At 51.4% G+C, this 19,098-nt stretch carries 17 protein-coding genes, 3 tRNA genes and 1 pseudogene; 13 read left to right on the top strand and 8 right to left on the bottom strand.

Going from position 1 to position 19,098, the window contains the following annotated elements:
* Window positions 1–960: a prolyl aminopeptidase gene (pip, locus tag CUZ56_RS13765; protein ID WP_126980990.1), complete on the bottom strand. Its 960-nt coding sequence runs from the start codon at window positions 958–960 to the stop codon at window positions 1–3.
* A gap of 133 nt (window positions 961–1,093) precedes the next feature.
* Here pip and CUZ56_RS13760 point away from each other — a divergent pair, with 133 nt between their 5' ends.
* The 3 genes from CUZ56_RS13760 (at window position 1,094) to gph (ending at window position 3,395) form a co-directional block, all read left to right on the top strand.
* On the top strand, window positions 1,094–1,687 hold the full coding sequence (locus CUZ56_RS13760; protein WP_126980989.1) for a hypothetical protein: 594 nt from the start codon (window positions 1,094–1,096) through the stop codon (window positions 1,685–1,687).
* A 190-nt stretch (window positions 1,688–1,877) separates the two neighbouring features.
* Window positions 1,878–2,570, top strand: a complete 693-nt coding sequence (rpe, locus tag CUZ56_RS13755; RefSeq protein ID WP_126980988.1) for a ribulose-phosphate 3-epimerase — start codon at window positions 1,878–1,880, stop codon at window positions 2,568–2,570.
* A 120-nt stretch (window positions 2,571–2,690) separates the two neighbouring features.
* Window positions 2,691–3,395: a phosphoglycolate phosphatase gene (gph, locus tag CUZ56_RS13750; protein WP_126980987.1), complete on the top strand. Its 705-nt coding sequence runs from the start codon at window positions 2,691–2,693 to the stop codon at window positions 3,393–3,395.
* A gap of 52 nt (window positions 3,396–3,447) precedes the next feature.
* On the opposite strand, the gene CUZ56_RS13745 is transcribed toward gph, so the two are convergent.
* From CUZ56_RS13745 to CUZ56_RS13735, 3 genes are all read right to left on the bottom strand, one after another.
* A complete protein-coding gene (locus CUZ56_RS13745) occupies window positions 3,448–4,485 on the bottom strand; it encodes a phospholipase A (protein WP_162615365.1) in 1,038 nt (345 codons plus the stop codon).
* 158 nt (window positions 4,486–4,643) lie between these two features.
* A complete protein-coding gene (locus tag CUZ56_RS13740; RefSeq protein ID WP_126980985.1) occupies window positions 4,644–5,138 on the bottom strand; it encodes a hypothetical protein in 495 nt (164 codons plus the stop codon).
* Window positions 5,135–7,177, bottom strand: a complete 2,043-nt coding sequence (locus tag CUZ56_RS13735) for an ATP-dependent helicase (protein WP_126980984.1) — start codon at window positions 7,175–7,177, stop codon at window positions 5,135–5,137. Before CUZ56_RS13735 ends, CUZ56_RS13740 begins: the two co-directional genes overlap by 4 nt.
* Before the next feature lie 256 nt (window positions 7,178–7,433).
* Between CUZ56_RS13735 and trpE the strand changes: the two genes are divergently transcribed.
* The 6 genes from trpE to CUZ56_RS13705 all read left to right on the top strand — a co-directional run bounded on the left by trpE (window position 7,434) and on the right by CUZ56_RS13705 (window position 15,000).
* Entirely contained in the window at window positions 7,434–8,936 is a 1,503-nt protein-coding gene (gene trpE, locus CUZ56_RS13730; protein WP_126980983.1) for an anthranilate synthase component I, read from the top strand.
* 485 nt (window positions 8,937–9,421) lie between these two features.
* Entirely contained in the window at window positions 9,422–11,128 is a 1,707-nt protein-coding gene (locus CUZ56_RS13725; protein ID WP_162615364.1) for a FecR domain-containing protein, read from the top strand.
* 567 nt (window positions 11,129–11,695) lie between these two features.
* Complete coding sequence (locus CUZ56_RS13720) at window positions 11,696–12,298, top strand: anthranilate synthase component II (RefSeq protein WP_126980981.1); 603 nt, start codon at window positions 11,696–11,698, stop codon at window positions 12,296–12,298.
* A gap of 2 nt (window positions 12,299–12,300) precedes the next feature.
* On the top strand, window positions 12,301–13,344 hold the full coding sequence (trpD, locus tag CUZ56_RS13715) for an anthranilate phosphoribosyltransferase (RefSeq protein WP_126980980.1): 1,044 nt from the start codon (window positions 12,301–12,303) through the stop codon (window positions 13,342–13,344).
* A gap of 24 nt (window positions 13,345–13,368) precedes the next feature.
* Complete coding sequence (gene trpC, locus CUZ56_RS13710; RefSeq protein ID WP_126980979.1) at window positions 13,369–14,193, top strand: indole-3-glycerol phosphate synthase TrpC; 825 nt, start codon at window positions 13,369–13,371, stop codon at window positions 14,191–14,193.
* Window positions 14,194–14,274: 81 nt separating this feature from the next.
* Window positions 14,275–15,000: a uracil-DNA glycosylase gene (locus CUZ56_RS13705; RefSeq protein WP_126981056.1), complete on the top strand. Its 726-nt coding sequence runs from the start codon at window positions 14,275–14,277 to the stop codon at window positions 14,998–15,000.
* Between the two features lie 89 nt (window positions 15,001–15,089).
* Here the strand turns inward: CUZ56_RS13705 and lpoB are convergent, their stop codons facing one another.
* The 4 genes from lpoB to CUZ56_RS13685 all read right to left on the bottom strand — a co-directional run bounded on the left by lpoB (window position 15,090) and on the right by CUZ56_RS13685 (window position 18,348).
* Entirely contained in the window at window positions 15,090–15,710 is a 621-nt protein-coding gene (gene lpoB, locus CUZ56_RS13700) for a penicillin-binding protein activator LpoB (RefSeq protein ID WP_126980978.1), read from the bottom strand.
* A 25-nt stretch (window positions 15,711–15,735) separates the two neighbouring features.
* On the bottom strand, window positions 15,736–16,107 hold the full coding sequence (locus CUZ56_RS13695; RefSeq protein ID WP_162615363.1) for a YcfL family protein: 372 nt from the start codon (window positions 16,105–16,107) through the stop codon (window positions 15,736–15,738).
* A 41-nt stretch (window positions 16,108–16,148) separates the two neighbouring features.
* On the bottom strand, window positions 16,149–17,468 hold the full coding sequence (locus tag CUZ56_RS13690; RefSeq protein ID WP_126980976.1) for a COG3014 family protein: 1,320 nt from the start codon (window positions 17,466–17,468) through the stop codon (window positions 16,149–16,151).
* 493 nt (window positions 17,469–17,961) lie between these two features.
* A complete protein-coding gene (locus CUZ56_RS13685; RefSeq protein ID WP_162615361.1) occupies window positions 17,962–18,348 on the bottom strand; it encodes a YcfL family protein in 387 nt (128 codons plus the stop codon).
* 203 nt (window positions 18,349–18,551) lie between these two features.
* On the opposite strand from CUZ56_RS13685, the gene CUZ56_RS13680 reads away from it, so the two are divergent.
* The 4 genes and pseudogenes from CUZ56_RS13680 to CUZ56_RS13665 all read left to right on the top strand — a co-directional run.
* Window positions 18,552–18,635: transfer RNA gene (locus tag CUZ56_RS13680), tRNA-Tyr, on the top strand.
* A 68-nt stretch (window positions 18,636–18,703) separates the two neighbouring features.
* Window positions 18,704–18,777: transfer RNA gene (locus tag CUZ56_RS13675), tRNA-Gly, on the top strand.
* 116 nt (window positions 18,778–18,893) lie between these two features.
* Window positions 18,894–18,968: transfer RNA gene (locus CUZ56_RS13670), tRNA-Thr, on the top strand.
* Between the two features lie 53 nt (window positions 18,969–19,021).
* A pseudogene (locus tag CUZ56_RS13665) lies at window positions 19,022–19,098 on the top strand (GTP-binding protein); the annotation flags it as partial.

Raw genomic sequence — 19,098 nt, 5'->3', positions numbered from 1 at the left:
TTACTGTATCAGGTTGATAAAACGATCCGTGGCTTCGACCAGTTCATGCGTGATGCCTGGTTCAAACGAGGCATGGCCAGCCATCTGTACAATCCGCAAGTCAGCCTGCGGCCAAGCGCGGTGCAGATCCCAGGCACTGCGGATAGGGCAGACGATATCGTAGCGTCCCTGAACGATGGTGGCAGGAATATGCCGGATTCGATCCACACCGCGTAACAGTTGGTCATCCTGTTCAAAGAAGCCACCGTGCGAAAAATAATGGCATTCGATGCGGGCAAAAGCTTCTGCAAACGCATCTTCTGCGTGTGAGCTGATGCTGGACGGGTCTTGGAACAGGTAGCTGGTCGATCCTTCCCATACCGACCAGGCGCGGGCTGCCTGTAGCCGCACCTGTGCGTCGGTGCTGGTGAGCCGGCGGTAGTAGGCGGCAATCATGTCATGACGTTCCTCTGGCGGAATAGCGGCTTCATAAGCCTCCCATGCGTCGGGATAAATCATATCGGCACCGCTCTGATAAAACCACTGCAACTCCCTTTTTCTCAACATAAAGATGCCGCGCAAAATCAAACCTGAGACATGTGCCGGATGTGTTTGCGCATAAGCCAGTGACAGGGTAGAGCCCCAGGAGCCGCCAAAAACCAGCCAGGTGTCCAATGCAAGATGGGTGCGCAGCTTCTCAATGTCTGCCACCAGGTCCCAGGTGGTGTTTTCGCGTAATTCAGCAAATGGTGTCGAGCGTCCGCAGCCGCGTTGATCAAACAGCACAATGCGGTAATGCTCCGGGTTAAAAAAGCGCCGGCAATTCGGATTGATGCCGCCGCCAGGGCCGCCATGCACAAACAAGACGGGGTAGCCGCGCGGGTTGCCGCATTGTTCGTAATATAAGGTGTGCCGCGGGCTGACTTTCAGCATGCCGCAGTCGTAAGGATCAATGGCTGGGTAAAGCGGACGTAAAGACATGTACAACTCTAAAATAAAAATCAGCAAGAAAATAAAGGGTAAGAGATAACTTTACCGTAAAATCAATGCATACACACGGTGTTTATATACCGCAACGTGTGTTGTCATGAAAACATACGGCTATCGACATGAAATGAAAAGCACAGCATCTGTCGATGGAAAACCGCTTGGGAGGGCAATGGAACAGGCTTTATACATTCAATTGAAACGGGGGCTGCAAAAAAGCATTGTGCTTGCGTTGATGATTGCCTGTGTATGGCCTTTGGGAAAATCAGAAAACGCACAGGCCCAAAATGCATCCGGGTTGCGCATCAGTGCGGCTGATGAACAGGCGATATTGCGCGATGCCAGACTCCGGCGGGTTGGTAACCACTATCTGGCACCAGAATGCGATGATCCGCTCCAGGTCCGGCTGGATGCCGTGGACCTGAATCAGGATGGCAAACCTGAAGTGATTCTGACGGTCAGCGGATCCCCCTGTTTTTCCGGGCTGATGCAGTCGAATGTATCTGTTTATGTGCGCTCTGCTCAAGGACGGTGGCGTGAAGTACTGGGCTTTGTTCCTGCATTCGGTGTGCGGGTACAGTCAACGCGTACAAAAGGCTATGCGGACCTGGCGCTAACGGTGCTGGGAGGTTGTGATCCGGTGTACCGCTGGGCTGGGGCCAGCTATCTGTATGCCACCCAGACGCCTGGTTATGGACAAAATTGCACGCATGCACATTAAGCAAAGAAACATTTCATTACTGATGAATGGGCTGTATTTTTATTCAGCATAGAAAAGCCTTTGAAACCCAAGTCCCATCTTGGGGGAGGATAGCAGTCAAGCGAATATGCTGCTAAAGTGAGAAAAATTACCGTTTTTTGCAAATTTCATCAATCATGTGGCGTTTGCGTATCCGCAGGAAAAGATATTAATGCAGAAATTTCGCATTGCACCCAGTCTGCTGTCGGCAGACTTTGCTATTCTGGGGCAGGAGGTCACCGATGTCATTCAGGCCGGAGCGGACTGGATTCATTTTGATGTCATGGACAACCACTATGTCCCCAATCTGACATTTGGCCCGATGGTCTGTGAGGCGTTGCGGCCTTATGCACAGACATCTCAAGGCAACCCCGTGCCCATCGATGTGCATTTAATGGTTTCGCCCGTAGACAGTCTGATACAGGCTTTTGCGCGGGCGCGGGCCGACATCATCAGTTTTCATCCGGAAGCCAGTCTGCATGTGGACCGGTCATTGCAACTGATCCGGGAAAGCGGGTGTAAGGCCGGGTTGGTGTTTAACCCGGCGGTGCCTTTGGATGTACTGCAATGGGTCATGGATAAAGTGGATCTGGTGCTGATCATGAGCGTGAATCCCGGCTTTGGCGGGCAGGCATTCATTGATGCGATGTTACGGAAAATCGAACAGGCCAGAAAACTGATTGATCAATATGCACAAGCCAGTGGCCGTCATATTGACCTGGAGGTGGACGGCGGCATTAAAGTGGAGAATATTCGCCAGGTGGCAGATGCCGGGGCTGATGCATTTGTGGCCGGAAGCGCGATTTTCGGCCAGCCAGATTATGCGCAGGTGATTGCAGCCATGCGTGCACAATTGATGATCTGAGTCATGGTTACTGCAAAATGGCGGACACAGCCGAACCTGTCTCCATTAAAATGGTTAGATAGGTCACAGAAAGCTTTTTGTCCTTTTGACCAGGCACAGCAAGTATAGAATTACAGAGTTATGACCCAAAATCAGACCTTATTGTTGTCTCGACCGCTGAAAATCCAGGCGATTGTCATTGATCTGGATGGCACCATGGTGGATACACAGGGTGATTTTGTGGTGGCATTGAATGCGATGCTGGATGATTTGCAACTGCCGCATGTGGATGAAGGTTTTGTGTCAGTCACGGTTGGCAAGGGAACCACGAATCTGATTCGTAAAACACTGGAACAGGTCATTCGTGCGCCTGTTGATGATGAACTGCTCAGCCGGGCGACGTTGCGTTATGTGCAGCATTACCGCCATATCAGCGGACGTTTTTCAACGCTTTACCCAGGGGTGATCGAAGGGTTGAAAATACTGCATGAGCAAGGATACGCCCTGGCCTGCCTGACCAATAAGCCCTCTGCGCTGGCAGGGCCACTGATGGTGGAAAAGGGGCTGGCAGATTTTTTCAATTGCGTATTCGGCGGAGATGCATTCATCCGCCAGAAACCGGATCCTTTGCCGTTACAGAGAACCTGTGAGGCATTGGGCAGCTTGCCTGCCCAGACGCTGATGGTCGGGGATTCCATCAATGATGCCAGTGCGGCACGCAGTGCAAAATGCCCTATTGCGCTGGTCCGTTATGGCTATAACCACGGGCACCCGGTTGAAGAAGTTGGTGCCGATCTCTACATTGACCGCCTTACCGATCTGCCAGAGCTGATTACCAAAGTATGAGCCATGTTCTTTGCTCAGCAAAGAACACACGGCATCATAACAACGGATTGCCTTACCATTCCTTCAATGCTAAGCCGAAACCAATAGCGGTGCGGCGGAAGTTGTAATCTGTGATGGTTTCACCATAGCCGTGGAAAACCTGAATGTATCCACGCAGGTTATCTCCCAACCCCCATAGGCTGGACAACGGGAAAAAGTAATCCAGTTGGATAGAACCTTTGTTGTCATGGCGCAGGTTGCTCACCAAGGTGAAGCCTAATGTATGGTCATGAACCGGGCTCCACTCAAAACGGACATCTGCGCGCCCCATATAGTGGGTGATATCGGGGTTGTCGTCTTTGCTGCTGCTTTCTGGAACACGGGCCCAGAAGCGACTATAAACAGACATGGTTTCACTGTCGAGCCCGACTCCCAGATAAACGCGGTTCCAACTGCGTGAAAGTGGGTCACTCTGGCCATTGGATTCATGAATAAGGCCTAAGCCGGCCATGCGCAAGGACCAGGTTCCTGGCAGCTTGTACTGAATGGGAATGACGTACAAAACCTCCGGTTTGTAGCTGGTGGCCCGAAACGGGCGCGATATGCCCGGACTCCATATCTGCCATTGTGAAACCTGGGTGTAGCCAAACCACAAAGAATCATTTGCAGTAATCAGGTTGCGCCCGATTTTGCTTCGTACAGAGAGCTGGAATTTGGCTTCCAGGTGGCGGTAGTCCGTTGCTGTTGTGGACTGGTGCCCGGGTGACGGGCTGCTGGGCTGCCGGTTAACGCGGTCCCCATACTGCCCCAGCAACATATAAGATGTGCCGTAGGGCTGTAGCGAAAACAGTGAGCGTTGCGTATCTTCACGCAGTTCCCATTTACGCTCCATTAAAGAAGGCTTGATCAGGGTATCTTCTTCTGCGCTTTTCTCTGGCGTATTTAATGCGACGGTTGTTTCAGCGGCAGGCTGTATGGACGCTGGAAGCGCGAGATCCCATTGATTGCTTGGGTTCACAATCGCATCAGGTGCTGAGAGGGCTTCTGCGGTTTCTGTGCCTGAAGATGTTGCCAGGCGATCATAGCAGGTCAGGCGCTCACGGTCGGGCAAGCTCGCGCATTGCTGCAATTGCGAGCGAATATAGCTATCTGCTGTGGCATTGTCGTTTGCTGTTGCAGCCCATGTCTGAACTGAAAAGAAAAATGTCGCTAAAAGTAAAAAAAAGCGTGTATTTTTATTGAAAGCCCATTGAAGTATAAAGTGGCGCGTTACCATGACATGTGACGGGTGAGTGTAAGAGTTTTTTGATTGCTGAATTGAGCATCTTGCCACATGCCCTGAAGTTGGGTGAAGCAGTGATTCAAATCAGTTGCACGTGTAGGGAATTTCAGATCCCACAGGCCTGAAATATCGGTGCCGTTTGCTGACTCCTCTATTTCCAACACCCCGCTGAAAGGCTCTCCAGCAATGCGTATAAGGTGTTCAGGCTGATCCAAATAGATGTAATGCCCCTGAACGCGTTGCGCGTCTTCTGCATGCTGTTCAATCTGCACCTGTACAAAAGCCTCCCCTATTCTGCCCTGCCAGGTACCGATATAGGGGATGATGTTGTGCTCATCAAGCGCCGGGCATGTGTCTTCTGCCTGTGCCGTTTGTATAATAATTTGTACGGCAATTCCTGTGCACAAAGCAAGCAGCAGGCTGCAAAACCGTCTGGACCAACCGGGTTGGGAGAAAAGGGGTGCAAGGGAATACTGTTTCATGGCGCGGGATCAGTGTTATTGGCCGCACGCGCAGCAAACTCTGCGCGCAAAGCACGGATTTTAGCAAGCGGATCTTCAAGCTCGGTACTGTCTTTCAATTGCATTTCTGCAATAAAGCGGCTGGGTTTGGTTGCCACCAGGCGCGAGGCTGAACCATGTCCTTGTCGTTTGCGGCGCACATGGCTGACGGTCAGCGTCTGCCGGGCGCGTGTAATGCCCACATACATCAGGCGGCGTTCTTCCTGCAGGCGGTCAGGCGTCATGGTATCCCCATCATCCGGGTTCAGCATGGGTAATGTACCTTCGTTGACACCGACTAAAAGCACATGTGGCCATTCCAGCCCTTTGGATGCGTGCAGCGTCGAAAGCGTGATCAGGTTTTCATCCCCCTGCCCTTCTTTCAAGCTGATGATCAGTGAAATGGTTTGGGCAATTTCCATCAGCGACTGCGGTTCATGAGGCGTATCATTTTCCGATGCTCCGCTGGAACGGGAGGCAAGCCAGTCGCAAAAATCCAGTACATTCTGCCAGCGGGCCTGTGCAACTTTTTCCTGCTCCTGTCCATGATAAAGATGCTGTTCATAATGGATATCCTGGAGCCACTCCTGCAAAAAAGTGCGGCAGTTGGCATACCCTGCAGTATGGCGTGCGCGGTACTCCAGTTGATTGATATAGCGGCCAAACTCATGCAAACCGGCAATGGCTTTTGCACTGAGCACCGATGGCAGCGACGGGGAAAACAGCGCTTCAAACAAACTGATTTTATGTTTGCCGGCAAATGCACCCAGCGCACTCAGGGTCTGGTGGCCGATTCCCCGCTTAGGCGTTGTGACCGCTCGCAGAAATGCCGGGTCATCATGGTTGTTGACAATCAAACGCAACCAGGCACATAGATCGCGAATTTCAGCCCGGTCAAAAAAACTTTGACCCCCTGAAACCTTATACGGCATTTGGTGCCGGCGCAGTACCTGTTCAAATACGCGTGCCTGGTGGTTGGCGCGGTACAGAATGGCAAAGTCTTTCCATTGGCAGCCATACTGTGCCTGCAGGGCCTTGATGCGTGAGATAGTACGTTCGGCTTCATGCTCGTCATGATCGCACTCAACAACGCGGATGGCCTCGCCCTCCCCGAGCTCGCTCCAGAGCTGTTTTTCAAACAGTTTCGGGTTGGTTTGAATGACAGCATTGGCTGCGCGCAAAATGGCAGATGTCGAGCGGTAATTCTGTTCCAGCTTGATCACTTTCAAGCCTTCAAAATCCTGTGGCAGCTGTTTCAGGTTATCCAGGGTTGCGCCCCGCCAGCCATAGATAGACTGGTCATCGTCGCCAACGGCGGTAAAGCGCGCACGTGTACCCACCAGCAGTTTCAGCAGTGCATATTGTGTTGCATTGGTGTCCTGGTATTCGTCAACCAGAATGTGGCGTAATCGGCTTTGCCATTCTTCCCGGGCACTGGCATGCTCTTGCAGTAAACGCAATGGCAGGCCTATCAGGTCATCAAAATCGACCGCCTGATAGGCTGAAAGGCGCTCCTGGTAACGCAGCATGATCAGTGCTGTATTGCGTTCATATTCACTTTCTGCCTGGGCTGCCGCATCTGCTGCGCTCAGGCCGTTATTCTTCCACAGGCTGATCTGCCACTGCCAACTGCGGGCCTGTTTCACATCGGTTGTACTGCCGACGTCCCGCAGAATGCTTAAGACATCATCGGCATCCATGATGGAAAACTGCGGCTTCAGACCCAATAACGCACCGTCTTTGCGCAGCATGCGCACACCCAGGGCGTGAAAGGTGCAGATAACCAGCTCCTTGGCGGCAGATCCGACCAGTTGGCGTGCACGTTCACGCATTTCGGCTGCGGCTTTATTGGTGAATGTGATGGCGGCAATCTGGGCTGGCTCCAGGCCGGCACGGATCAGGCGGGCTATTTTGTAAGTAATGACTCGTGTTTTGCCGGAGCCTGCTCCTGCCAGAACCAGGCAGGGACCACTCAGGTATTCAACAGCTTCAGACTGGGCCAGATTAAGCGTATTCGACATTTAAACTCAAAGGTATCGGCGTGCACATGCAAAAAAACGCACTATCTTATCGAAGCTGGCATAAAAAGGCACGTACTCAATAAAAGGCATCATGCTTTAAGTACCATCTTATCTATGATCTGAATAAATAAGGGACTACGGTGCATGATGGCTTATATTATGCGGCAGAAACAAGGATGCAGACATGATCGATGGAATGATTCAGTTCATCCTATTAGAATGATGGCTGATTAAATCAAACGGATGCCGCACGAACATGACCGAGTTGGAATTCAAGAGTCTGGTTGCCCAGGGATATAACCGCATTGCCTTAGTTGAAGAGGCTTTTGCAGATCTGGATACCCCGCTGTCTTTGTACCTGAAGCTTGCCGCTGTGGAAAATGGCGGCAAAAATTCATTTTTGCTGGAGTCGGTTGTTGGTGGCGAGCGTTTTGGCCGCTATTCATTCATTGGGTTGCCTGCGCATACGATGATCAAAGCCTGTGGGTTTGGCGACAAGGCGCGGGTAGAAGTTCTGGTGGATGGACAGGTGAAGGAAACGCACCAGGGCAACCCGCTAGAGTTCATTGCTGCATATCAGCAGCGGTTTAAGGTGGCCATGGTTGCCGGTATGCCACGGTTTTGCGGAGGTTTGGCAGGCTATTTTGGCTACGATACGGTGCGCTATATCGAACCTAAGCTTGCAGATACCTGCCCGCCTGATACATTGGGCTGTCCGGATATCCTCCTTTTGCAATGTGAAGAACTGGCGGTTATTGATAACCTTTCCGGGAAGCTTTATTTCATCATTTTTGCCAATCCTGAACATCCGGATGCTTTGTCGCGCGCAAAAGACCGCATGAAAGAATTGCGCGAACGGTTGCGCCAGCCGGTACATATTCCCCAAACACCGGTCATTGCGTCAGCACCTGTTCAGCGGGAGTTTGCTAAAGCTGACTATCTTAGTGCCGTATTACAGGCCAAGGAGTTGATTGCCCAGGGCGATATGATGCAGGTTCAGATCGGTCAACGTTTGGCTAAACCGTATGACGCGTCTCCCTTGTCTTTATACCGTGCCTTAAGGTCGCTGAATCCGTCCCCTTATCTTTATTATTACCACTTTGACGACCATCATGTTGTCGGTTCCTCGCCTGAAATTCTGGTCAGGCAGGAATGGACGCCTGACCACCATGAGCGCAAAGTCACCATTCGCCCATTGGCCGGGACCCGTCCCCGCGGGGCAACACCGCAGCAGGATTTTCAGCTCGAGCAGGAACTGGTTGCAGATCCCAAAGAGCGGGCAGAGCATGTGATGCTGATTGATCTGGCCCGCAATGATATTGGCCGCATTGCAAAAACCGGATCCGTCAAAGTCACAGAGTCTTTCGTGGTGGAACGCTATTCCCATGTAATGCACCTGGTCAGCAATGTAGAGGGCATTTTGCTGGATGGCATGGACAATCTGGATGTGCTGAAAGCGACTTTCCCGGCTGGAACGCTCAGCGGTGCCCCGAAAGTTCATGCCATGGAACTGATTGACCGTTTTGAACCGACAAAACGGGGGCTGTATGGTGGTGCCTGCGGCTACCTGAGTTACACGGGAGATATGGATTTAGCGATTGCTATTCGTACAGGTATTATTAAAAATAATACCTTGTATGTGCAGGCTGCTGCGGGAATTGTTGCTGACTCGGTGCCGGAATCAGAGTGGCTGGAAACAGAAAATAAAGCAAAAGCTTTATTAAGAGCGGCTGAATTGGTTGAAAAAGGGTTGCAGTGAAATAGCAAGGATATCTTCGACGGGTTAAAATAGCAGAAATGTTTATAAAAAACTAAATTTCTGTTATACATATTGATAATTGTGCAGCCGTTGATGTTGCGAAGTTGCTTTTTCTGTGTGCAGAGATTTTTTGCGCAAAATCCTTTTTACCGTGCGATATCATACGGCGTTATAATGAAAGTGGATTTTGTTTACTATTTTGCATTAATAAATCAAATAAGACCAATTAATAACATTAAGTTACTGTGAAGTAAAATTCATTTTGTGGGTAGTTGGTAGTGAAAGGCAAAGCGCCAACTGATAAAATAGAGAACACGAATAACATAAAGGTATTCAAGCTTTGCCGGATATCTAGACAAGGCTGTTCATTTTGAAATATCGGCTAACAATGTAAGAGTTGTAAATGTGTAAGATATGAGCAAAATGCATGTTTAAGATAAAGGGTGATGATGGTAAATAGCAGAAAAGATGTCATGAGCGGTTTTTTGCCAAAGACTCTTTTGCAGCGCATGATTGTTGCTGCTGTTTGTGTTTCCTGCATGGGCTTTGCCTGGGCGCAAACGGCAGAAGATGAGGTATGGACATATGTGGTTAAGCCTGGCGATACCCTGTACGATATCTCATTGCAATATATGGAAGATACGGCGGGCTGGATAGATCTGGCACGTGATGCGCAGATTACAGAACCGCGGCATCTGCAGCCGGGCCAGGTTATCCGGGTGCCGATAGACCGATTGCGTCATGAAGGGAAAGAAATTCAGGTGGCGTACCACAGGGGACAGGCCACTGTTTCGCAGGGGAAGCTTGCCGCACAGCCGCTGGTGCGCAACATGATGCTGTCAGAGGGACAGATCATTGAAACCGGTGCCGATGGCTTTGTCAGCATGGTATTGCCGGATGGCTCCCGCCTATTGCTGTCGGCAAACTCTCGCTTAAAAATCGGGCAGTTCCGGTATGTTCCGGATGTGGACAAGGTGCTGGTTGATTTTGTTTTGGAAAAGGGTTATGTGGAGTCTTCCGTTACGCCGCAGCCGGAAAATACACGTTTTCGCGTCAGCACGCCAGTTGCGGTAACAGGTGTGCGCGGTACCCGTTTCGGGGTTGCTGTGTCATCTGATGGAAAACATCAGGTGAACGATGTGATTGAAGGGAAAGTTGCTGTTTCTGCCTCAGATGGCAATGCTGGCAGCCGTACGCCGTCATACGAAATCATGATTCAGGCCGGAGAAGGTGCCGTTGTCCGCTCTGGTGTTACGGCGCCGGATGTCCGTGCGCTGATGCCTGCACCGGATTTAAGCGCATGGCCCCGTTATGTGCATGAGGAATCCTGGCAACCGCCGGTGCTGGTTGCCAGTGCCGCTGCTGCGGGCTACATTGTGCAGGTAACGCCTGAAAATGAACCCAACCATGTGGTATTTGAATCACGTGGCGAGCTTGTACCCATCGGGCCGTTGACCGATGCACGTTATCGCGTCTATGTGCGCTCGCTGGACGCCGATGCTATTCCCGGTGCGGTTGCGCAGCATGATATCGAAATCAAACTGCATCCGGTTCCGCCGCTGGTGCAGTCGCCGGGTAACGATCAGGTTATCCGTTTATCCACTCAGGAACTGGTGTGTACCAATGTGCCGCAGGTGCATGGGTACTTTTTACAGGTGGCGCGCGACAGGCAATTTACTCAGATTGTGGATGAGCAAATCAGCAGAGGAAATTGCCGGTTCAGCTTTACCCCGTCTGAAACAGGTGTTTACTATTGGCGTACCGCATCGCTTGACAATTCGTCCTCTGAGGTAGAAGAGGCCCGCGGGCGTTTCAGCCTGGTCAGCATGTTTGAAGTATCCAAGGCGCTGGATGTGCCCCTGTCTGGAGAAGCGCGATCTGGTGATGGCAAGGGTATTGTGCTGTACTGGGACAATGTCGCACCAGACGCAACATATCGGGTGCAGGTCTCGGATCAGATAGATTTTTCCAATCTGCTTTTCTCTGAAGAAACGCAGGCTACGCAAATACCTTTGGGCATTACTTACAGTTGTAAGGCCTTGTATGTGCGTTTGCAAAGTATTGCGCCTAACGGTGTCGAGTCCGACTTTTCTCAACCCCGGGTTTTGCAGGCCGCACAGACCTGGTGTACCGGGGATGGTGTCATGATTGTTGATGGACAGGGCGAACCCATCGGAATCGGTGCAAATTAACGCCCTGGCAAACAAATCTTTTGAGTTGGCTAACGTGATGATACGGCAGTTTACTGCCGTATCGTTATTGGTAAAAGCGGTATTTCATTTTCCATGAATGTCATTGGCGATAGCGCCCTGCTTGTTCGGTGCAGTCGAGCTTGTTCAGGCTGAATCACATGCGTGTGAGTGAGGCAGATTGCCGGCTACGCGCTGTGCTGAGCATTGTTGCCAGTGTGTTCGGTTTAGCATATACGCAGCGGTTACACATATTTAAAATCATTTACGGCGCTGCCTATTCGGCAAGATGTGCAGATGCCCTCAAATAACCAGGGACTTTACATTGCATGCCAATTATGTGCATAATTGTGCCCATGCTACGTGTAAAACACTTGCCTTCTTTTGACCTTTTCTCTTCTTGGCGTTGGCGTTAAGCCTGCGTCATGTCTTCCTGTTGCCGTTTCCGGCACATCTTTTATCTTTCCGTTGTTTGAATTTGGGCTAAGCCTGTAATCTGCGTTTATGGCAGATATTGATCAGGTCCATTGCGGTTAATCCGCGATGTGCCCCATACAAAAGAGGCATTCTATGTTGTTGATGATCGATAACTATGATTCGTTTACCTATAACCTGGTGCAGTATTTTGGCGAGCTGGGCCAGAATGTGGAAGTGTATCGTAACGATGAGGTGACACTGCACGAGATTGCAGCCAGAAAGCCGGATTATCTGGTGGTATCTCCAGGGCCCTGCTCCCCGGCAGAAGCAGGTATTTCTGTCGCTGCCATCCGGCACTTCATGGGGCAACTGCCTATTTTGGGCGTGTGTCTGGGGCATCAGAGCATTGGTGCTGCGTTGGGCGGCAATATCATCCAGGCCCAAAAGCAGATGCATGGCAAGACAGACGTGATTACAACGGATGAGCAAGGTGTGTTTGCCCGATTGCCCAAACAGTTCACTGTGACACGTTATCACTCATTAGTGATTGAGCGTGCCACACTGCCTGAAGAACTAGCGGTAACAGCTACATCAGAGGATGGTGAAATCATGGGCGTGCGACACCGGTCATTGCCGGCAGACGCGCCGCTGGAAGGGGTGCAATTTCATCCCGAATCTGTTTTGACAGAACATGGTCACGCCATGCTGAAAAATTTTCTGCAAATTCGCAATACATATTCAATTCAAGGAGCTTAAAAATGACGATTACAGCACAGGAAGCGCTGCAGCGAACCATTGAACACCGGGAAATATTTCATGATGAAATGCTGATTCTGATGCGCCAGATCATGCAAGGAGAAATGTCCCCGGTGATGATGGCCGCGCTGATTACCGGGCTGCGGGTCAAAAAAGAATCGGTTGGCGAAATCACTGCAGCTGCCGAAGTCATGCGTGAATTTGCTTTGAAGGTTAAAGTCGAAAACCGTCAGCATCTGGTCGATATCGTGGGTACGGGCGGGGACGGCGCCCAGACTTTCAATATATCCACCTGCTCCATGTTCATTGCGGCGGCAGCAGGCGCCAGAATATGCAAGCATGGTGGACGTGGTGTTTCCAGCAAATCCGGCAGCGCGGATGTCATCGAAACACTGGGCGCACGGCTCGACCTCAAGCCACAGGCCATTGCGCAGTGCATAGAGCAGGTGGGTATCGGATTCATGTATGCGCCCAATCACCATCCGGCCATGAAAAATGTTGCGGCCGTACGCAAGGAAATGGGCGTGCGTACCATGTTTAACATTTTGGGGCCGCTGACCAATCCGGCCGATGCGCCCAATATTGTGCTGGGTGTGTTTCACCCGGATCTGGTAGGGATTCTGTCGCGTGTACTGCAGCGCCTGGGCTCTGAGCATGCCATGGTGGTGTACGGCATGGATGGTATGGATGAGGTCTCTTTGGGCGCTTCAACGATGGTGGGTGAGCTGAAAGATGGTGTGGTGCGTGAGTACAACATTCACCCGGAGGACTTTGGTTTGCCGATGGCAAGCAACCGCTCATTGAAAGTGGCCACAGCACAGGAGTCACGCGAAATGCTGACGGCCATTTTGGCCAACGAGCGTGTGGAAGAACTGACGGTATCTCGCAATATCGTGATTTTTAATGCCGGTGTTGCTTTGTACACGGCCAATGTGGTCAGTGATATTGCACAGGGGATTACGCTGGCGCGTCAGACGCTGGAGAGCGGTAAAGCGTATGAGCAAATGCAGCGGTTTGTTAAAACAACGCAGGCTTTGGCGGCATAATGGCGTTTTCACAGGAGTGGTTGCATGGATGATATTTTGCGCAAAATCATGGCGCACAAGCACGAAGAAGTAGCCCTGGCCAAAGCAACTTGTTCATTGCAGCAGATGCGCGATACCGCACAACAGGCCGGGAAGCCGAGAGACTTTGTTGCCGCATTGCGCCAGCGCATTGAAAACAAACAACCGGCAGTGATTGCCGAAGTAAAAAAGGCAAGCCCCAGCAAAGGTGTGATCCGCCCTGATTTTGATCCGGCGGCCATTGCAGCCAGCTATGCACAACATGGCGCGGCGTGTCTGAGTGTGCTGACCGATCAGGAGTTTTTTCAGGGTTCACCGGAGTATTTGAAACAGGCCCGCGCTGCATGCGACCTGCCCGTGCTGCGCAAAGATTTTCTTTTCGATGTGTATCAGGTGTACCAGGCGCGCGCGATGCAAGCCGATGCGATTTTGCTGATTGTTGCCAGTTTGGATGATGAGCAGCTCCAGGTTTTGGAGAACTGTGCCATGGAGCTGGGAATGGCTGTTTTGGTGGAGGTACATGATGCACAGGAATTGCAGCGTGCATTGAAGCTTAAAACGCCGCTCATTGGCATCAATAACCGCGACTTGCGCAGCTTCAACGTTTCTATTGAAACCACATTGAACCTGTTGCCTCAGGTTCCGGATGACCGCCTGGTGATTACCGAGTCTGGCATACTGAATGCTTCGGATATGTGCCGCATGATGGCTACTGGCGGGGTTTATGGCTTTTTGATTGGTGAGGCATTCATGCGTGAGTCTGATCCAGGGGTTGCGTTGGCAGCGTATCTGCATGAATATCAAGCCAACGTGTTGGGCAGGAATGCATAAAGAGCAAACGGGCATATGGGCAATTTTGTGTGCATATGGCGTCAATCAATAATCGTTTGAATGAAATGGGCAAACGCAGTGATGCTACCGAATAACACCTTGGGGCGACCTTTGCGCGATGTTTTTGACGAAGTTGTCGGGGACTGGCGGGAGGTGACGGAGAATTTTTTGCAGTCCTCTCAAGGGGAAAAACTGGTGCAGTTTGTGGATGCACACGTTAAGGCCGGAGAGATTGTCTACCCGTCAAATCCGTTGCGCGCTTTGGCCTTGACGCCGCTGGAGCAGGTGCGGGCGGTGATTTTGGGGCAGGATCCGTATCATGGCTCTGGTCAGGCCGAAGGCCTGGCGTTCTCTGTACCTGAAGGAGTTAAAATTCCGCCCTCTTTGCGCAATATCTTTAAAGAATTACAGCGGGATCTGCATATTGCACCACCGCAAAGCGGATCGCTGGTACATTGGGCCAAGCAGGGTGTGCTGTTGCTGAACACCACGCTCACAGTGAAAAATGGCCAGGCCGCAAGCCATGCCAAAAAAGGCTGGGAGGTGTTAACCGACGCACTGATTGCAGCAGTGGCGAGGCAACAGCGGCCCGTGGCATTCATGTTGTGGGGCGCTCATGCACAGGCCAAACGGCCATTGATTGAAGATGCGGCAAAAATACCAGGCACACAGCACATTGTGTTGCAGGCCAACCACCCTTCCCCGCTGTCTGCAACCAAACCGCCAGTACCTTTTATCGGATGCGGACATTTCAGTGCAGCCAATGCTTTTTTAGCGCAACACCAGTGCAGCGAAATTGCATGGTAATGGCGCTATAGGTATTTCAGGCAAATGCTGTCCCCTGGAGGTCGGAGTTCCAGGGGCCATGAAACAGTTTACGGACAAACCTGAGTTGTTTAGCGTGAGGATGTTTTACGGATTTCCTGTTCGTCCATCCACTCAATGGTACCCAGTTCGGTATCAATGAGTTTGAGCGTGAACTTGTAATAAACATCCTCAATATCGCGTTCAAACCAGCCGCGCCCACGATCAACCTTGTTGATGCTCGTCAGCTCACCTTCGAGCATATAGCGGGCTCCGATCATGCGGCCAATAGGAGCGCTTTTGTTCGGGTCGTAATAGCCGCTTTCATTCTGGCGGGTCAATTCGTCAACCGCTGCCTGCATCTCTTGGGTGGAGCGCACAAACCTGACCTGACCGGACTGAATCAGTTGCGCCTGAATGCTGTTCATGATGCTGCCCATGTCAATGTACTCGCTGGTTTTGTTGCGCAGCGTTGAAACCGTGATGGTGGGACGGTCATGCATGATGCCCGATGTCAGCAGACTGGAAACCATTTTTTCCGAAATCATCTGCAGATCGGTTGAACCAAAGTTGATGGTGACCACTTCAACCGCTTTAGGGTCGCCATAGCCCACATGGCCGCGCCCGACCACCGGTGAATTATTACTGCCGCAGGCCGTGATCATGGTGGCAGTTGCAACGGCGAGCGCCAGAGTAAAAGAGGGTCTCAACATGAAGTTACTCCTTGAATTCAAATGATTATTCCACATTCAGTTCCAGCCGGTAATCCGATGCATTGGGTGATGGCGCCGAGTCTTTGACAAAGATGCTTTGGTTGCCATAGATCAGCACGGGTTTCCACAATGCATTGCTGCCAATCACGGTGCCTTCACCATCCAGCCAGCGGAAACGATAATATGCGCGTGCATTGGCGCTGTTGGTATTTTTCAGTTCTGCCTGTACCGTAAGAATATCGCCCTGTCGCGAAGCCTGCAGGCTGACTACACGCACGCCTTTATCACCGTGTGTCTGGGGGTAGGCCAGCTTGGGCGTGATTTCATCTTTGGCGCAGCCAACGGCGGTCAATGCTGCAGCGGCAACACAGGCCAGAAGAATTAAGAACCGTTTCATTATCATCTCCTTAGGTTGAGTGTATGACTGTTTCATGATGGTCATGGCGTTGCATCAGAGGATGGCAAGTGGCCATATGTTGCGACTTTGCCAACCAGAACCTGCCGGCGGTTGATCCGAATGGGAACTACGGCATACCGTCCCTGAATATCAATTGTTTGCCCTGTGTGGGTTCCGTTAACAATCAACGGATATTGTCCAGGGGCCAGATAACCACGTCCGATAGCAACTGCTCCCGGCAATGTGCGCCAGATGCGGTCGTCTGCTTTTTCTGTGGCCACAGAAAAAACGGCGCTGAACAGGCCAAGCAGTTCCCCCCCGTATTCATGGGCATAGTACTGTAATGCACCTTTGGAGGCGGCACGTGTCATACCCCGGAAAAGAAGTCCGGGCATTTCATCGTACAACGCGCGGCGGGCCATGGCGTTGAGGTCAACGACGGGTGAGGTCATGAACAGATGACGGCCCAGGCGCACCGTACCCGCTTCAGGAACGGCAGCCGGGCGCACAGTTGGAAAGGCAATCGGTACCAAAATGGTGTGGATATAACCGTCGCTGTCTTCTATTGGCACGGGAATCGTTACTTCAACAGGGACGCGCACCGGCGCATCGCCGGACTCAACGATAAACAGCACATCGGTTTCCTGTGCCTGAGTGCTGTGTGCCAGCTTCAGCCGTGCTTCCAGTCCGCGTAATCCTTCTTCCAGCACAGGGCTGTCTGGCCTGAGTTCTATGGCTTTGCGATACCCAGGGGCGGCAAGGCTGGGCTCATTCAAGGCTTCATAGACAAAGCCTGCCAGATAGTGGCTGAACGCGTTCTGGTAGCTGTTATGCAGCGCCAGCACTTCAGGGGCATGGACGTAATCAACCGGGTAGCCACCCAGCTCTTCATCGGTGAGATCCCAGCCGTTTTTTTGCGCTTCATGCCGTACAGCGGCCAGTTCGGCTGCGCGGAAATTGGCAATTACCTCTTCGCGCTCATGCATGCGCTTAATGTCAACCCGCACAGACTCCCAGTCGTCCATAGCCAGATGGTTTAATGCAATGCGGGTAAGCAGCCAGGTTTTTTCATAGTCCTGCCCCTCATAAGGCTTAAAACGTTCGCTGACGGTGGATGCACCCAGGTAGGCCCACAGCTTGCGCGGGCTCCACATCGCGGTTTGCTCCCATGCCCTGATCTGCTCGTCGGCTTCCATCCATATCTGAGTGCTGGCTTCGTATTGCTGGCTTTCCCTGAGCAGCTCTCCTAATTCCAATTCATAAAGCAGTTCGCTTTGTTCTGCGCTGGAAAGGGCCGATTGCAAATATTTAAGGGCCGCATGTGTGCTGTGGTTGTTACGGGCTGAAATCACGGGAGACATCAAGTCGTTGTGGCTGCGAAGCTGGGTGCAGCCGCAAAGCAATGCCATTGCCAGCAGCAAAAACGCCAATTTACAAAAATATGACTGTTTGGCGGTAAGCGGTTTTACAAGAAAAGAGGTTCTTGTCAGTTGCTGCATGTAAACACAAATATAAGGTGATAACGCCGTGGAAGTATGAATTTGTTTCAACAGCAGTTTACAAAAGAAATGTAAACGAACAATGGTGCAATGTTAAGTTATGTAAATAAGATGCGGCAGTCATTGTGCCACGATGGGATGCATCGGAATGGGTTGGGATGCGTATTTTACGCCGCTGTAAATCCTTTGCAGTGTCTGAAATGGACCGGTCTTTGTTGCTTTGACCAGTACATAAACGGGAGGGTGATGCTTTATAAAGGATGTATGCAGGCGTGCCCGAAATCATCCAGTGCATACGCACGCGTGATGGGGCAAATTTGTCTGGTCCAAAAACATGACCCTTTAAGACGGCATGCTACTCTACATTGATTTCCAGGCGGAAATCTGCCGCATTGGCTGAGGGTGCGGCTTCTCTAACGGTTTGGGACTGGTTGCCCGTTAACAAAATGGGCTTCCATGAACTGCCGCCCCCAAGCTGGGCGCCCTGGCTGTCCAGCCAGCGGAACCGGTAATATACATGGCGGTGGTTGCCGGTCGTATTGCTTAATTGCGCCTGGGCATTCAATCTATTATTGGCAGAAACGCTTTGCAAACCTGAAACGGTCACCCCGTTGGAATTGTTATTCTGAAAACTGACTCTGGATGCCGTGTCATTTCCCGCCGTTGTTTGTGCCTGGATGGTCAATGCAGCCAGGCTGAACGCCAAAACAGCAAGAATCCGGGTAAAAAGTCGGTTATTCATTGTGGGGCCTTCTTGAATATCATTCATTCATTATAGGTTGATCTTAACATTGAAGTTATAGGCGCAGCGCCTGTGGCGCGAGGTAAAGGGGTACAGGTGAGACGCTGATAAGTGTGAAGCAGGCGTTTTGGGCTTTTTCTGGACGAAAAAGAGCTTCACTTGCGTTTTCAGAATGCTTATGATAAAGTTACGAGTTCTATTTTGGAGGGGTGGCCGAGTGGTTAATGGCAGCAGACTGTAAATCTGCCGGGAAACCTACGCTGGTTCGAATCCAGCCCCCTCCACCAGTATTTTGAGTTGAGTTTTGATGGTGTTAATGCCAGCTGGGCAAGTTCAGCCAGTGTAAAAGATGCAGGCGGGTGTAGCTCAATGGTAGAGCCGAAGCCTTCCAAGCTTAAGACGAGGGTTCGATTCCCTTCACCCGCTCCAGCTTTTCGCAAGGCATTTTTGGATTTTGGCTCTGCGGGGTGTGGGGACAAAGTCAAAGGTCAATACTGATTTGAGCGTTCTGGTTTCGATGTTCGAGCGTTCAAATCTGTGTTGATGCCCATGTGGCTCAGTGGTAGAGCACTCCCTTGGTAAGGGAGAGGTCGCGCGTTCGATCCGCGCCATGGGCACCATTTTAAACCGTTGTATCGTTAGCATCGATCAGTCGAATCAGGAGTTCTGACAAATGGCGAAAGGCAAGTTTGAGCGTACGAAGCCCCACGTGAACGTGGGCACGATTGGGCACGTAGACCACGGCAAGAC

Origin of the sequence: Saezia sanguinis, from assembly GCF_003991585.1 — a bacterium.
In the GTDB taxonomy this organism is placed as follows: Bacteria; Pseudomonadota; Gammaproteobacteria; order Burkholderiales; family Burkholderiaceae_C; genus Saezia; species Saezia sanguinis.
Note: the sequence above shows the minus strand (reverse complement) of the source record. Positions and strands in the feature narration are given on the sequence as shown.

Excerpts from the sequence above, each read along its gene's own strand:
- pip (WP_126980990.1), bottom strand. The coding sequence starts at position 960 with ATGTCTTTACGTCCGCTTTACCCAGCCATTGATCCTTACGACTGCGGC.
- CUZ56_RS13760 (WP_126980989.1), top strand. The coding sequence starts at position 1,094 with ATGAAAAGCACAGCATCTGTCGATGGAAAACCGCTTGGGAGGGCAATG.
- rpe (WP_126980988.1), top strand. The coding sequence starts at position 1,878 with ATGCAGAAATTTCGCATTGCACCCAGTCTGCTGTCGGCAGACTTTGCT.
- gph (WP_126980987.1), top strand. The coding sequence starts at position 2,691 with ATGACCCAAAATCAGACCTTATTGTTGTCTCGACCGCTGAAAATCCAG.
- CUZ56_RS13740 (WP_126980985.1), bottom strand. The coding sequence starts at position 5,138 with ATGAAACAGTATTCCCTTGCACCCCTTTTCTCCCAACCCGGTTGGTCC.
- CUZ56_RS13735 (WP_126980984.1), bottom strand. The coding sequence starts at position 7,177 with ATGTCGAATACGCTTAATCTGGCCCAGTCTGAAGCTGTTGAATACCTG.
- trpE (WP_126980983.1), top strand. The coding sequence starts at position 7,434 with ATGACCGAGTTGGAATTCAAGAGTCTGGTTGCCCAGGGATATAACCGC.
- CUZ56_RS13720 (WP_126980981.1), top strand. The coding sequence starts at position 11,696 with ATGTTGTTGATGATCGATAACTATGATTCGTTTACCTATAACCTGGTG.
- trpD (WP_126980980.1), top strand. The coding sequence starts at position 12,301 with ATGACGATTACAGCACAGGAAGCGCTGCAGCGAACCATTGAACACCGG.
- trpC (WP_126980979.1), top strand. The coding sequence starts at position 13,369 with ATGGATGATATTTTGCGCAAAATCATGGCGCACAAGCACGAAGAAGTA.
- CUZ56_RS13705 (WP_126981056.1), top strand. The coding sequence starts at position 14,275 with ATGCTACCGAATAACACCTTGGGGCGACCTTTGCGCGATGTTTTTGAC.
- lpoB (WP_126980978.1), bottom strand. The coding sequence starts at position 15,710 with ATGTTGAGACCCTCTTTTACTCTGGCGCTCGCCGTTGCAACTGCCACC.
- CUZ56_RS13695 (WP_162615363.1), bottom strand. The coding sequence starts at position 16,107 with ATGAAACGGTTCTTAATTCTTCTGGCCTGTGTTGCCGCTGCAGCATTG.
- CUZ56_RS13690 (WP_126980976.1), bottom strand. The coding sequence starts at position 17,468 with ATGTCTCCCGTGATTTCAGCCCGTAACAACCACAGCACACATGCGGCC.
- CUZ56_RS13685 (WP_162615361.1), bottom strand. The coding sequence starts at position 18,348 with ATGAATAACCGACTTTTTACCCGGATTCTTGCTGTTTTGGCGTTCAGC.